The 13,358-nt window shown below is 70.7% G+C and carries 12 protein-coding genes; 6 read left to right on the top strand and 6 right to left on the bottom strand.

Going from position 1 to position 13,358, the window contains the following annotated elements:
- Window positions 1–100: 100 nt before the first annotated feature.
- Window positions 101–808 carry a Crp/Fnr family transcriptional regulator gene (locus ACYP33_RS27830; protein WP_459624651.1) on the bottom strand — a complete coding sequence of 236 codons (708 nt, stop codon included), beginning with the start codon at window positions 806–808 and terminating at the stop codon, window positions 101–103.
- A gap of 74 nt (window positions 809–882) precedes the next feature.
- On the opposite strand from ACYP33_RS27830, the gene ACYP33_RS27825 reads away from it, so the two are divergent.
- Together ACYP33_RS27825 and ACYP33_RS27820 are read left to right on the top strand one after the other, a co-directional pair.
- Window positions 883–1,410 (top strand): Mpo1 family 2-hydroxy fatty acid dioxygenase, encoded by a 528-nt coding sequence (locus tag ACYP33_RS27825; protein WP_459624650.1) that lies wholly within the window; start codon window positions 883–885, stop codon window positions 1,408–1,410.
- A 7-nt stretch (window positions 1,411–1,417) separates the two neighbouring features.
- Window positions 1,418–2,464 (top strand): 2-dehydropantoate 2-reductase, encoded by a 1,047-nt coding sequence (locus ACYP33_RS27820; protein ID WP_459624649.1) that lies wholly within the window; start codon window positions 1,418–1,420, stop codon window positions 2,462–2,464.
- Window positions 2,465–2,489: 25 nt separating this feature from the next.
- Here ACYP33_RS27820 and ACYP33_RS27815 read toward each other — a convergent pair whose 3' ends face one another.
- From ACYP33_RS27815 to ACYP33_RS27805, 3 genes are all read right to left on the bottom strand, one after another.
- Window positions 2,490–3,737, bottom strand: coding sequence for an EAL domain-containing protein (locus ACYP33_RS27815; protein WP_459624680.1), 1,248 nt, complete (start codon window positions 3,735–3,737; stop codon window positions 2,490–2,492).
- A gap of 403 nt (window positions 3,738–4,140) precedes the next feature.
- Window positions 4,141–5,574: a multidrug transporter subunit MdtD gene (mdtD, locus tag ACYP33_RS27810; RefSeq protein WP_414451147.1), complete on the bottom strand. Its 1,434-nt coding sequence runs from the start codon at window positions 5,572–5,574 to the stop codon at window positions 4,141–4,143.
- Between the two features lie 224 nt (window positions 5,575–5,798).
- Entirely contained in the window at window positions 5,799–7,031 is a 1,233-nt protein-coding gene (locus ACYP33_RS27805) for a citrate/2-methylcitrate synthase (RefSeq protein WP_459624648.1), read from the bottom strand.
- 131 nt (window positions 7,032–7,162) lie between these two features.
- Here ACYP33_RS27805 and ACYP33_RS27800 point away from each other — a divergent pair, with 131 nt between their 5' ends.
- The gene (locus ACYP33_RS27800) at window positions 7,163–8,581 is read left to right on the top strand and encodes a CoA transferase (RefSeq protein WP_459624647.1); all 1,419 of its coding nucleotides are present in this window, start codon (window positions 7,163–7,165) and stop codon (window positions 8,579–8,581) included.
- 62 nt (window positions 8,582–8,643) lie between these two features.
- Here the strand turns inward: ACYP33_RS27800 and ACYP33_RS27795 are convergent, their stop codons facing one another.
- Entirely contained in the window at window positions 8,644–9,390 is a 747-nt protein-coding gene (locus tag ACYP33_RS27795) for a GntR family transcriptional regulator (RefSeq protein ID WP_414451150.1), read from the bottom strand.
- 129 nt (window positions 9,391–9,519) lie between these two features.
- Here ACYP33_RS27795 and ACYP33_RS27790 point away from each other — a divergent pair, with 129 nt between their 5' ends.
- Window positions 9,520–10,362 carry an aldo/keto reductase gene (locus ACYP33_RS27790; RefSeq protein WP_459624646.1) on the top strand — a complete coding sequence of 281 codons (843 nt, stop codon included), beginning with the start codon at window positions 9,520–9,522 and terminating at the stop codon, window positions 10,360–10,362.
- A gap of 24 nt (window positions 10,363–10,386) precedes the next feature.
- Here ACYP33_RS27790 and ACYP33_RS27785 read toward each other — a convergent pair whose 3' ends face one another.
- Window positions 10,387–11,424 carry a HoxN/HupN/NixA family nickel/cobalt transporter gene (locus ACYP33_RS27785; protein WP_459624679.1) on the bottom strand — a complete coding sequence of 346 codons (1,038 nt, stop codon included), beginning with the start codon at window positions 11,422–11,424 and terminating at the stop codon, window positions 10,387–10,389.
- Between the two features lie 161 nt (window positions 11,425–11,585).
- On the opposite strand from ACYP33_RS27785, the gene ACYP33_RS27780 reads away from it, so the two are divergent.
- Window positions 11,586–12,038 carry a MarR family winged helix-turn-helix transcriptional regulator gene (locus tag ACYP33_RS27780; RefSeq protein ID WP_414442901.1) on the top strand — a complete coding sequence of 151 codons (453 nt, stop codon included), beginning with the start codon at window positions 11,586–11,588 and terminating at the stop codon, window positions 12,036–12,038.
- 4 nt (window positions 12,039–12,042) lie between these two features.
- On the top strand, window positions 12,043–13,358 hold a 1,316-nt coding region (locus ACYP33_RS27775; protein ID WP_459624645.1), incomplete at its 3' end, for an MFS transporter.

Raw genomic sequence — 13,358 nt, 5'->3', positions numbered from 1 at the left:
GGGGAGACGGGCGAGGGGAGTACACACTGCCGGCCGCCCGCGCCGAGAGGCTCATGCTATCAACATCCGGCGGCGCGGCAGCCCGCGATGCGCGCAGGGCTCACAGCGCCCGCCCGATATCGCCACTCGCGGCCCGCAATGCGGCGAGATCGAGGATCTCGATCTCGCCCACCTGCAAGCGCACCACGCCGCGCGCGGCCATCTCGCGCAGCAACTGGTTGGTGGTCTGGCGCGTGAGCGAAGCCAGCGACGCGAGCCGCTCCTGCGAGAGCCGGATGCGCGTGTGGCCGGTGCTGATCCCGCCGTAGCCCTCGGCGATCATCAGCAGCCGCGCGGCCAGGCGCTGGGCGGCCGGCATCACGCTGATCGCCTCCACGGTCAGGAACGACAGCCGCAGCTTCTGGGCCATCAGGAGCCCGAAGTGTCGCCAGTAATGCGGCGACTCGGCGAGGAGTTGTTGCAGCGCAGCTTGCGCGAGATGCAAAAGTCGTGTGTTCTCCACGGCAATCGCATCGTGTGTGCAGGGCTGGCCGTCGAACAGGGAGATCTCGCCGAACCAGGTGGTGGGTTCGAGCACGGTCAGCAGCGATTCGCGGCCGTCGGGATCGACGGCCCCGATGCTGAGTGCGCCGGTTAGTACCGCGTACAGCCCGCATGGCGGATCGCCGCGCCGGAACAGCGTCTCGCCGGCGGCGAGTTCGCGCACGGTGGCGGTGGCGCGCAGCCTGGCGCGCAAGGCGTCGGGCAGGGCGCGGAACCAGGGGTTCGCGTCGAGCAGGGGAAGCAGCGGATCGGGCGGCGCGAGCATGGGGGATGTCGGGTAGCTGACAGCGAAGGCGCGGGGCAATCCGCATCATAGCGCTCGTCAAGGAGGCAGACACGATGAAGACACTGGTCGATCAACTCGCAAACTACGCCGCGTATCACCGCGATACGCGCAATATCGTCACCCACTTGTTCGGCATCCCGATGATCGTCGCCGCGGTGGCCGTGCTGCTGTCGCGGCCGGCGGCCGGCGCGCTGGCCGGCGTCGCGTTGAGCCCGGCGCTGGTGATGGCCGTGGCGGCCGCGCTTTACTACCTGCGGCTGGACCTGCGCTTCGGCGCCGCCATGAGCGTGCTGCTCGCGCTGACGCTCTGGCTCGGCCAGGCGCTGGCCGCCGAGCGCACCGGCGTGTGGCTTGCGGCGGGCATCGGTTTGTTCGTGGCGGGGTGGGTGATCCAGTTCGTCGGTCATGCGTTCGAGGGCCGCAAGCCGGCCTTCGTCGACGACGTCATCGGCCTGGCGATCGGGCCGCTGTTCGTGGTGGCGGAGCTCGCGTTCCACGCGGGCCTGCGCCGCGAGGTGCGTGACGCGATCGAGCGGCGTGTCGGCCCGCAGCGTCACGGGCCGCACGGCGCACGCGTCTGACCCGACCATGACCCGGCTCGCGGTGTTCGGCGCGGGCACCATCGGCTGCTATATCGGCGGCCGGCTCGCGGTCGCGGGCGGCAATGTGCGCTTCGTCGGCCGCGCCGACACCGGGGACATGCTGCGCACCCACGGGCTCACGCTCGACGATTACTTCGGCCGCGAGGCGCAGGTCGCGCCCGAGCGGATCGATTTCCACACCGACGCGCGTGCGCTGGCCGATGCCGACGTGGTGTTCGTGACGGTGAAATGCACGGCGACACCGGCCGCGGCCGCCGCGCTCGATCCGGTGCTGCGCCCCGGCACGCTCGTGATCAGCTTCCAGAACGGCGTGCGCCAGGCCGATGCGTTGCGCATCGCGCTGCCGGCGCGCACGGTGCTCGCGGCGATGGTGCCGTTCAACGTGGTGGCGCGCGGCAACGGCGTGTTCCATCAGGGCTCGGGCGGCCAGCTCGTGGTGGAGGCGTCGCCGCGGCTCGACGCCATCAACGACGTGTTCGACCGCGCGGTGCTGCCGCTGCGGCATTGCGAGAACATCCTGCCGGTGCAGTGGGCCAAGCTGCTGTTCAACCTCAACAACGCGATCAACGCGCTGTCGTGGCTGCCGTTGCGCGAGCAACTGGGCCAGCGCGATTACCGGCGCTGCCTCGCGCTGGCGCAAACCGAGGCGCTGCGCATCCTGCATCGTTCGGGGATTCGGCCGGCGTGGCTCACGCCGTTGCCGCCCGGCTGGCTGCCGGCGGTGCTGGGGTTGCCCGATGCGCTGTTCGCGCGATTCGCGGGGCCGATGCTGTCGATCGATCCGCATGCGCGCTCGTCGATGGCCGACGATCTCGCCGCGGGCCGCCAGACCGAGATCGACTGGCTCAACGGCGAGATCGTGCGGCTGGCGGCGGAATCGGGGATGCGCGCGCCGGTCAATGAGCGGCTGCGCGAGCTGGTGCGGCTGGCGAGCAGCGATCGTTCGCACACGCGCTGGCGCGCCGATGCCTTGCTGCATACGTTGCGCGACGCGGCGGATGAGCCGCCGCCGCTGCCCGCCGACCAGGCTTGAGCCTGGCCTGAGCGCGCGCCGCGCGTTACCAGTTGATGTCGACGCAGAGCACCTGCATGCCGCTCGTGCGCACGGCGGCGATCGAGGCGGTCACGCACAGGTGCGCCTCGTTGATCGACAGATAGGGCGGCGTCACGCGCACGCTGCCCGGCGCGCGCATCGCCTCGATGAAGTACGGCCGGCGCTCCCAGCTCGCGCCCTCCGAATGCAGCAGCGGCCGGAAGCGCTTGGCGCGCTGCGAGGCGCGGGTGCGCGGCAGCACGTTGTCGCCGATCTGGCGGCCCGAGGCGTCGAGCAGGAAGCAGCGCGCCGCGTCGGGCAGGGCGAGCAGGTCGGCGGCGGCCGTGCCGATATCCTGCCCGGCCGCGATTCGCGTGCTGGCCTGTTCGAGCGCGGCCACGTACGGCGCGAGCCGCGCATGCTGGGTGCGCTCGCGCTCGGCCACGCGCAGCCGCAGCGCGGCCGACAGCGTGTCCATCGAGCCGGCCGCCGCCTGCGGCTGCACCGGTTCGACGCTCGGCCCCGAAAAATACGTGCCCTGCACGAAATCGACGTTGCATTCGAGCGCGATCAACGCCTCGCGCTCGGTCGACAGCCCGCCCATCAGCACCAGTTGCCCCGATTCGTGCAGCAGCGAGACCAGCCCCGGCAGCACGCGTTCGAGGTGCGAGTGCTCGCTCGCCTGGGCGAGAATGCCGCGGTCGAGCGCGACGATATCGGGATGCAGATGCCAGACGCGATCGATGTTCGAATGCTTCGCGCCGAAGCCGCCCAGCGCGATCAGGAAGCCGGCCTTGCGCAGGCCGTCGATGATCGCGCCGAAGCGCGGCGTGTCGCCACCGGCCTGCTCGGGCACTTCGAGCACCACGCGCTGCGGCGGCAGGCCCAGGGTTTTCAGGTTCGCGAGCAGCGCGTCGCCGTAGATGGTGTCCATCAGCGCGGCCGGGTGCAGGCTCAGGAAGAGCCATTCCTCGTGGCTGTCGAACGCGTGGAAGTTGCCCAGATGCAGCGATTCCGCGAGCCGGCCCAGTTCGAGCAGGTCACCGCGCCGCGCCGCCTGCGTGAACACTTCGTGCGACGGCACCTGGGCGCCGTCGGCGCCATGCGCGCGCAGCGAGGCGTGATAGCCGATCGCGCGGCGGTGCGAGACCGAGAACACCGGCTGGAACACGCTGAACACGGTGTAGTCGCCGTACAGCACGGTACGCCGGTTACCGTCGTCGCCCGCGACGGGGCGCGGCGGCTGGAAGCCGGGAGGATCGATATCGATCATGGTCGTCATGGTGCGGCGGGGAAGAGGGTGACAGTTTACCTAGCACCGGTGAACGAGCAAGAAACATGCGCGGCGGCCGCGCCGCGTGCAGCCGTTGTGCAACGCTCGCGCGGGCGGGTGCTGGCGGTGTGCATGGTGCGTTTGCACCGAGTTGGTGCGGTGATGCGGGCGCGGTCGTGCATGGCGCGGCGCTGCCGGTCGGCTTCGATGTCGAGCCGGATGTCGCGCCGGGCGAGGCTTTTCCGGCTGCGCTGGCGTGTCGGGTTAGCGGTCGAGTTCCCGGCCGAGTTCTGCGCCGAGTTCCTGCCAAATCCCCACTGAATCCCCCACTGAATCCCCCACTGAATCCCCCGCCGAATCCCCCGCCGAATCCCCCGCCGAATCCCCGGCCGCTCGTCCCGATTTATGCGCGTTCCGACGGATCGGTCTTCTTCGCCGTGCTGCCGCGCACGTCAGGCGAGAGCTGCGCGAAGATCCACGCCGAGCACGCGGTGATGATGCCCACGCACACGAACGTGGCGTGGAAGGCCGGCAGCGTGTGGGTGGGCGTCACGCTGTGCATCACGCCCGTGAACGTGGCGAGCAGCGCGCCGGCCACCGTCACGCCGAGGCTCATCGCCAGCATCTGCACGAGCGAGAACAGGCTGTTGCCGCTGCTCGCGCCGCCGGTGCCGAGATCCTTGAGCGTCAGCGTGTTCATCGCCGTGAACTGCATCGAGTTGAAGCCGCCGAACACGGCCAGTTGCAGCACCTGCAGCCACAACGGCAGGCGGTCGCTGATCAGCGCCATGCTGGCCATCATCAGCCCGACCATGATGGTGTTCAGCAGCAGCACCTTGCGGTAGCCGTGGCGCGTGATGAGCTGGGTGATCAGGCGTTTCGAGAACATTCCGGCGGCCGCCACCGGCAGCATCATCAGGCCGGCCTCGAACGCCGAGTAGCCGAGGCTCACCTGCAGCAGCAGCGGAATCAGGTACGGCATCGCGCCGCTGCCGATCCGCGCGAACAGGTTGCCGAGCAGGCCCACGCTGAACGTGTGGATCTTGAACAGGTCGAGCGGAAACAGCGGATGCGGCGCGCGCACCGCGTACAGCCCGTAGGCGACGAACGCGGCGAGGCCGAGGATCATCAGCACCAGCACGGCGCCGTGGTCCATGCCGAGATCGGCCAGCCCGTCGAGCGACAGCGATACCGCGATCATGCCGATCGTCAGCAGCAGGTAGCCGCGCAGGTCGAAGCGGCCCACCGCCGGGTTGCGCGAATCGGGCATCGAGTAGTAGGTGGCCAGGCAGCCGACCACGCCCACCGGCACGTTGATCAGGAAGATCCAGTGCCATGAAGCGATCTTGACGAGCCAGCCGCCGAGCGTCGGGCCGATCAGCGGGCCGATTAGGCCCGGGATCGCGACGAACGACAGCGCCGGCAGGTAGCGCTCGGCCGGGAACGTGCGCAGCACGGCGAGCCGCCCCACTGGCAGCAGCATCGCGCCGCCCACCCCTTGCGCGACGCGGAACCCCACCAGTTGCGGCAGCGTGTGCGCGTTGGCGCACAGCAGCGAACTGGCCGAGAAGATCAGGATCGCGCTGAAGAACACCCGGCGCGTGCCGAACGTGTCGGCCAGCCAGCCCGAGACGGGGATCATCACCGCCATCGTCAGCGAATAGGCGATCACCACCGATTGCATGCGCAGCGGCGATTCGCCGAGGCTCGCGGCCATCGACGGCAGCGCCGTGTTGACGATGGTGGAGTCGAGCGTCTGCATGAAGAAGCCGGTGGCGACGACCCACAGCATCACGGTCAGGGACGATTCGCTCGGAGCGGCGGGGGGACGGGACATGGGTGGGGTTCGGAGTCGCGGACAGCCGCCATTGTAGGAAAAAGCGCAGTGGTCGCGCAGGAAGAGACTGAAGTACTGAAGCGACGAAGCGACGGACGCGACCGACGCGACCGATGTGGTCAACACGGCCGACACCACGGACACCACGGACACCACGGACACCACGGACACAACGACTGCAACCGAATGTGCCAAAGCGACCAAAGCGCCTGCCTACCACCCGCTCACCCGCCCGGCGCGTCGCTGCCCACATAGCGGGCGCGTGGGCGGATCAGCTTGCCGTCGCGCTGCTGCTCCAGCGCGTGCGCGATCCAGCCCGCGGTGCGCCCGGCCGCGAACAGCACGAAACCCGCGCCCTCGGGCAGCGCCAGCACGCGTTCGATCAGCGCGAGCGCGAAATCGACGGTCGGCCGTTCGCCGGTGGCCGCCTCCACGCGCGCGGCCACGGCCAGCCCCTGGCGCAGCGCCGCTTGCGTGCCGGCGTGCTCGCGCAGCATCTCGATCAGCGCGATGCAGCGCGGATCGCCGTCCGGGTAGAGCGGATGGCCGAAGCCGGCGAGCCGGGTGCGGCCGCCGTCGTCGCGCTCGTCGTGGGCGAGCCGGATCGCGAGGTAGCGGTCGAGGTCCGCCGCGCGCGCGGCTTCTTCGAACAGCGCCCGCACGCGTACCGTCTCGCCGCCGTGACGCGGCCCCGACAGCGCAGCCAGGCCGCCCGCGATCGCGCCGAACAGATGCGTGCCGGTGGAGGCGATGCAGCGCACCGCGAAGGTCGAAGGGTTCAACTCGTGATCGGCGCACAGCACCATCGCGGCGCGCAGCAGGCCGGCCGCCTTGCCGCCGCGCAGGCCCCAGGCGGCGGCCAATTGGTGGTGCGCCGGCTGCGCGGAAGGCGTCGTGCCCGCCAGCGCTGCGAGCGTGGCGCGCAGCAGCGCGACGGCCACGTCGATCTGCGCGTGCGGCCCGCTCGCCCAGACGCGCGGCAGGCGCGCGGCGGCGGCCGGCAGCATGACCAGCGCGCGGTCGAGCGGCGGGCAATCGGCCCAGTCGTGCAGCCAGCGCTGCCATTGCGCGGCGTCGATGCCGTCGAGCGCGGGCTCGGCGGCGAGGCGCGCCGGCTCGCATTCCCACAGCAGCGCGGCGGTCTCCTCCAGCGAGGCGCGCCCGGCCAGCTCGACGGCATCGTGGCCGCGATAGCGCGGGCGGCCGTCGGCGATTCGCGTGATGCGCGATTCGAGCACCGGCACGCCGAAATCGAGCGAGCGTTCGGCCACGCCGCCCGCGCGTTTCGCGTCGGCGCGGCGGCGCGCCAGCAGCGTGACCTCGTCGGCATCGTAGTGGCGGCGCTTCGAGCGGCCGTCGGGATAGGACGCGAGCAGCCCGCGGCTGACATAGGCGTAGAGCGTGGGCAGGCTCACGCCGAGCTGGCGGGCGGCGTCGGCGGCGCTGATTCTGGGCATCGGCAGGCTCCGGCGCGCAGTCGCGCGCGCATAACCGAACAAATCTGTATGTATTGATTCGGGCCATCAAGATTGATCGCCCCGGTAGCGCGATTCTAGACTCGTCGCACCCCTTATGAACGGAGCAGACGATGGAGCCACGACAAGCCTTGCAGACCCTCTGGCAACTGGCGGACGGCGATCCGGCCGCGTTGGCGCGCGTCGATTTCGATGCCGGCGCGGCAGATCCGGGGCTGCCGTCGGTGCATCGCGTCGGCACGCTGGCCCAGGCCACCATTGCGGCGGCCGGCCTGGCCGCCGCCGAGTGCGACCGCTTGCGCACCGGCCGCGTGCAGCGCGTGGCGCTTTCGCAGGAGGCGGCGCTGGCCGCGTTTCGCAGCGAGCGTTACCTGCGCGTCGATGGCCAGCCCGCGCCCGACCCGCGCGATCCGGCCACCGGCTTCTACCCGACCCGCGACGGCCGTTGGATCCAGTTGCACGCGAACTTTGCGCATCACCGGCAGGGCATCGTCGCCGTGCTCGGCTGCGCCGATACCCCCGAAGCGATCGCCACGGCGATCCTCGGCCGCGACGGCGCCGAACTCGACGCCACGCTGGCTGATGCGGGCCTGTGCGCGGCATTGATTCGCACCCCGGACGAATGGGCCGCGCTCGACGCGGCACGCGCGCTCGCACGCCGGCCGTTGTTCGAGATCGAGCGGATCGGCGACGCGCCGCCGCGCCCGATCGGCCGCGCCGCGCGCGATGGCGCTCCGCCGGCGCGGCCGCTGGCCGGCACCCGCGTGCTCGATCTGACGCGCATCATCGCCGGGCCGGTGGCCGGGCGCACGCTCGCCCAGCATGGCGCCGACGTGCTGCTGGTGAACGGCCCGCATCTGCCGAACATCCCGGCGCTCGTGATCGACAACGGCCGCGGCAAGCGCTCGGCGCACGTCGATCTGCGCACGAACTCAGGCCAGGCCACGCTCGACGCGCTGGCCGGCGGCGCGGACGTGTTCCTGCAGTCGTACCGGCCCGGCGCGCTGGCCGCGCGCGGCTTCGGCGACGACGCGCTGGCGCATCGGCATCCGGGCATCGTCAGCGTGTCGGTGTGTGCTTACGGCTATGACGGCCCGTGGGCGACGCGGCGCGGCTTCGACAGCCTCGTGCAGTCGGCCAGCGGCATCGCCTGGCACGAGCAGCGCGCGGCCGGCGCCGATGGCCCCGTGCATTTGCCGTGTCAGGCGCTCGATCATGCGACGGGCTACCTCGCCGCGTTCGGCGCGATGATCGCGCTGGCGCGGCGCGCGACCGAGGGCGGCAGTTGGCGCGTGCGCGTGTCGCTGGCGCAGACCGGCCGCTGGCTGCAATCGTTCGGCTTGGTGGAAGGCGGGCGCGCGGTGCCCGATCGTTCGCTCGACGACGTGCGCGATCACCTCGATACGCCGCTCGCCTCGCCGTTCGGCGCGGTGCAGGGCGTGCGGCCGGCCGAGCGGCTCGACGCCACGCCCGCGCATTTCGCGCGGCCGCCGGTGCCGCCCGGCACCGATGCGCCGGCATGGCTCGATTGATCGGCGCGAATCGATAAAACGGGCGGCGCGGCACGCACGGAAATTGCGCGCTGCACGGAGACTTACTTCCGCAATTCCACGACGAAATCGTAGTAATCGTTGCGGCAGTACGTATCGGTCAGTTCGATCGCGCGCTGGTCGTGGGTGTAGCCGATGCGCGTGATCAGCAGCAGCGCGTCGTGCGGCGCGATGCCCATCTGCGCGGCGATCTCGTCGCTGGCGTTGACGGCGCGGAAATGCTGCAGCGCACGCACGATCGGTGTGCCGCGCTGTTCGAGGTAGGAATAGAGCGAATCGCCGATCACGGCGGGATCGGGAATCAGCGTGGCCGGGAACGTGGAGTTCTCGACCGCCATCACGATGCCGTCGGCGAGCCGCAAGCGCTTGAGCCGCGTGACCGAGGCGGCCGGCGACAGCCCGAGCTGGATCACCTCGTCGCGGTTGGCCGGCTGCACGCTGCCCGCGATCCAGCGCGAGCTGGGCGTGAAGCCGCGCCGGCGCAGCATTTCGCTGAAGCTCGACAGCCGCGAGAGCGGATCTTCATAACGCGGCTGGATGAAGTTGCCGGCGCCGTGCGTGCGGCGGATCAGGCCTTGCTCGACGAGCAGCGCGATCGCCTTGCGGGCCGTGATGCGCGACACGCCGAGCGCCTCCGACAGCACGCGCTCGGATGGCAGTGCTTCGCCGGCCGACCAGCGGTTGTCGTGGATCGCCTCGCCGAGCTTGCGCGCGAGTTGCAGATAGAGCGGCGTATCGTTGTCCGGGTCCGGGCGCAGATCGTGCCAACGGTCTTCCGTCGATGGCTTCATGAGGGCGGCGTGAAACAGGGTGGGGGCCATTTTATGTCATCGCGGACCGCCGTTATAGCCCGGCGATCCCTGCCATGAATCGCTACACTGGCCAGCCCGGCCTGTTGCCGGATCACCCGCGAGGACGAGATGGCGAACACTACCGATACGATCGCGCTGCCCGACGGCGAGCGCGTCGCGAAGCTCGGGCAGGGCACCTGGGAAATGGGCGAGCGGCCCGCGCGCCGCGCCGCCGAGATCGCCGCGCTGCGCGCCGGCATCGAACTGGGCATGACGCTGATCGATACGGCCGAGATGTACGGCGACGGCGCGACCGAGGAGCTGGTGGGCGAAGCCATCGGCGGCCTGCGCGATTCGGTGTTCCTGGTCAGCAAGGTCTATCCGCACAACGCCGACCGCCGCCGCATGATCGCGTCGTGCGAGGCCAGCCTGAAGCGCCTCGGCACCGATCGCCTCGATCTGTATCTGCTGCATTGGCGCGGCGGCGTGCCGCTCGACGAAACGCTCGAAGCGTTCGACGCGCTGCGCACGGCCGGCAAGATTCGCCATTGGGGCGTCAGCAACTTCGACACCCGCGACATGGAAGAACTGGTGGCCGCCAACGGCGCGGGCTGCGCGACCAACCAGATCCTCTACAACCTGGCGCGGCGCGGGCCGGAGTTCGAGCTGCTGCCGTGGCTCGCGACACGCCACATGCCGGCCATGGCCTACAGCCCGATCGATCACCAGCGCTTGCCGCGCGGCACCGTGCTCGACGAGATCGCGGCCGAGCGCGGCGCTTCGCCCGAGCAGGTGGCGCTGGCCTGGGTGTTGCGGCGTGAGGAAGTGCTGGCGATTCCGAAGGCGGGCACCGTCGAGCATGTGCGCGCGAACCGCGCCGCGCTCGATCTGCTGCTCGACGACGCGGCGCTGGCGCGGCTCGACGTGGCGTTCAGGCCGCCGCGCCGCAAGCAGCCGCTCGAAATGCTGTAGACGCAGCCGCGCGCCCGCGCTCGTTCAGGCCAGTTGCGAGCTGGCGCGGCGCCAGCGATGGAACAGGATCGAGCCGACCCAGCACACCAGAAACAGGCCGACGATGCCGTAGCCGATCGCGCCGAAGCGATCGTTGATGGCGCCCACCAGGTCCCACACGCCGCCTGCCAGCCCGAGCTTGTCGGCCACCAGGCCGAGCGCCTCGACGCCGCCGATCACCAGCGCCACCGCCGCCGACACGAACGTGATGCTGAGGTTGTAGGCGAGCTTGCGCTTCGGGTCGTCCATCGCCCAGCCGTAGGCGTGCACCATCAGCACGTTGTCGGTCGAATCGATCAGCGTCATGCCGGCCGTAAACAGCGCGGGGAACACCAGTACCGCGTGCAGCGGCAGCCCCTGGTTGGCCTGCGCGGCGGCGATCGCGAGCAGGCCGATTTCGGTGGCGGTGTCGAAGCCGAGGCCGAACAGCAGGCCGACCGGATACATGTGCGCGCTCTTCGTGACGAGCCGGAACAGCGGGCGCAGCAGACGCGTCAGCAGGCCGCCGGCCGGGTGGTGATGGGCATCGCCCGGGTGAGCGTCGTGAGCACCGTGACCGTCTTGACCGGTGCCGGCGCGCGCACGGCGGTAACGGCGCCAGATATCACGCAGGATCACGAGGTTGATGATCGCCAGCACCAGCAGGAAACTCGCCGAGACGGCCGTGCCGATCGTGCCGCCGACCGCCTTGAAGGTGTCGAACTGCGTGCGCAGCGCGAGCGCCGTGACGGCGATGCCGAGCGTCGCGACGATCACGATGGTCGAATGGCCGAGCGAGAAGAACAGGCCCACCGAGAACGGCCGCTTGCCGTCCTGCATCAGCTTGCGCGTGACGGTGTCGATCGCGGCGATGTGGTCGGCGTCGACCGCGTGGCGCAGCCCGAAGCCGTAGGCGAGCGCCGCGGTGCCGAGCAGCAGCGGATGGTCGTGCAGCGCCACCAGCGCCCAGATCCAGGCGGCGAGATTCGCGCCCAGCAGCGCGGCATAGAGCGTGAACAACTGGCGGCGGGGCGAGGTCGGCATGATCGGACGGAGCAGGGTGGGCGGCTGGGATGCGGGCATTCTGACACGAGCAAAAATCCGGTGGTATGACCGGACGAGCCGCTGCGCGCGGCTCGGCGGGGTTGAAGCAGGATATACAGTTTAGCTGTGCAGTTTTCCTGTAGAAGTGCTATCGTGCGCCGATGTCCCGATCCTCCGAATCTCCCATCGCCCCCGAGCCCGCCCATCTGGCCGGCGACCTGCGCATCGCGCTCGCCCGGCTGATGCGGCGGTTGCGCGAGCAGGGCCGCGCCGGCGATTTCACGTCGTCGCAGCGCTCGGTGCTGCTGCGTCTGGAGCGCGATGGCCCGTCCACCGTGTCGGCGCTGGCGCGCGCGGAGAGCGTACGGCCGCAGTCGATGCGCGCCACGGTGGCCGCGCTGGAAGCGGCCGGCGCCGTGAGCGGCTCGCCCGACCCGGCCGACGGCCGCCAGACGCTGATGCAACTGACCGATACGTTCCGAGCGCGGCTGCAGGCGAGCCGCGCCGCGCGCGAGGATTGGCTGGGCCGCGCGCTCGACGCGCGCCTGTCGGCCGCCGAGCGGCGCGAGCTGGCGGCGGCCGTGGCGCTGCTGCAGCGGCTCGCCGAGGACTAGCGCGATGGCGATGAACCTGGCCCGCTCGTTCCGTTCGCTGCGCAATCCGAACTACCGGTTGTGGGCGGGCGGCGCGCTGGTGTCGAACGTCGGCACCTGGATGCAGCGCACCGCGCAAAGCTGGCTCGTGCTGACCCAGCTCACGCATCACGATGCGTCGGCGGTCGGCATCGTGATGGCGCTGCAATACGCGCCGCAGATGCTGCTGCTGCCGTGGACAGGCTACGCCGCCGATCACTTCGACCAGCGCAAGCTGCTGCGCGTGACGCAGGCGCTGATGGGCCTGATCGCGCTGGCGCTCGGCGTGAGCGTGGTGGCCGGCGTGGTGAGGCTCTGGCATGTCTATCTGTTCGCGCTGCTGTTCGGCAGCGTGGCCGCGTTCGATGCGCCGGTGCGGCAGACCTTCGTCACCTCGCTGGTCGGCGACGCCGATCTGGCCAATGCCGTCGCGCTCAATTCCACCGTGTTCAACGCCGCGCGCATGATCGGGCCGGGCGTGGCCGGCGCCGTGATCGCCACGGTCGGCACCGGCTGGGCGTTCGTGCTGAACGGCCTGTCGTTCGGCGCGGTGCTGCTGTCGCTGTCGCGGCTGAAGGTGTCGGCGCCGCCTGCGGGGGCGCGGCCGCGGCGCGCGCAGGGCGGGCTGGCCGCGGGCCTCCATTACGTGCGCGGCCGGCCCGATCTGGTCGCGATCCTCGTCATGCTGTTCCTGATCGGCACGTTCGGGCTCAACTTCCAGATCTTCATTTCGACGATGGCCGTCGACGTGTTCCATACCGGCGCGAGCGGGTTCGGGCTGCTGTCGTCGATCATGGCGATCGGCACCATCGCCGGCGCGCTGGTGGCCGCCGGCCGCGACCGGCCGAGCCTGCGCACGCTGTTGTCGGGCTGCCTGCTGTTCGCGCTCGGCTGCGCGTGTGCGGCGCTCGCGCCGGGCTTCTGGATCTTCGGCGCGATGCTGGTGCTGACGGGCATCGCTTCGCTGACCATCACCAATTCCTCGAACAGCCTGATGCAGTTGTCGACTGAGCCAGGCATGCGCGGGCGCGTGACGGCGCTGCGTGTCGCGGTCGTGATGGGCGGCACGCCGATCGGCGCGCCCATCGTCGGCTGGATCGCCGACCGCTGCGGGCCGCGCTGGGCCTTGGGCGTGGGGGCGGCAGCCGGGGTGGTGGCCGCCTGGGTGGCGTGGCGCGCGATGCAGCGGCAGGCGCGGGAGGCGGATGAGGCGGGCGAGGCGGGCGAGGCGGCGGCCGTGGCGGCCGGTCATCGCATCATCGATGTCGTCGAGGCCGAGCCGGCCGATGAACCGCCCGCGCC

It is taken from the genome of Burkholderia sp. 3C (assembly GCF_054589155.1).
The sequence above is the reverse complement of the archived record's forward strand: the minus strand, read 5'-3'. Positions and strand labels throughout refer to the sequence as shown.

Excerpts from the sequence above, each read along its gene's own strand:
- ACYP33_RS27780 (WP_414442901.1), top strand. The coding sequence starts at position 11,586 with ATGTCCCGATCCTCCGAATCTCCCATCGCCCCCGAGCCCGCCCATCTG.
- ACYP33_RS27815 (WP_459624680.1), bottom strand. The coding sequence starts at position 3,737 with ATGATCGATATCGATCCTCCCGGCTTCCAGCCGCCGCGCCCCGTCGCG.
- ACYP33_RS27825 (WP_459624650.1), top strand. The coding sequence starts at position 883 with ATGAAGACACTGGTCGATCAACTCGCAAACTACGCCGCGTATCACCGC.
- ACYP33_RS27800 (WP_459624647.1), top strand. The coding sequence starts at position 7,163 with ATGGAGCCACGACAAGCCTTGCAGACCCTCTGGCAACTGGCGGACGGC.
- mdtD (WP_414451147.1), bottom strand. The coding sequence starts at position 5,574 with ATGTCCCGTCCCCCCGCCGCTCCGAGCGAATCGTCCCTGACCGTGATG.
- ACYP33_RS27820 (WP_459624649.1), top strand. The coding sequence starts at position 1,418 with ATGACCCGGCTCGCGGTGTTCGGCGCGGGCACCATCGGCTGCTATATC.
- ACYP33_RS27830 (WP_459624651.1), bottom strand. The coding sequence starts at position 808 with ATGCTCGCGCCGCCCGATCCGCTGCTTCCCCTGCTCGACGCGAACCCC.
- ACYP33_RS27805 (WP_459624648.1), bottom strand. The coding sequence starts at position 7,031 with ATGCCCAGAATCAGCGCCGCCGACGCCGCCCGCCAGCTCGGCGTGAGC.
- ACYP33_RS27795 (WP_414451150.1), bottom strand. The coding sequence starts at position 9,390 with ATGAAGCCATCGACGGAAGACCGTTGGCACGATCTGCGCCCGGACCCG.
- ACYP33_RS27785 (WP_459624679.1), bottom strand. The coding sequence starts at position 11,424 with ATGCCGACCTCGCCCCGCCGCCAGTTGTTCACGCTCTATGCCGCGCTG.
- ACYP33_RS27790 (WP_459624646.1), top strand. The coding sequence starts at position 9,520 with ATGGCGAACACTACCGATACGATCGCGCTGCCCGACGGCGAGCGCGTC.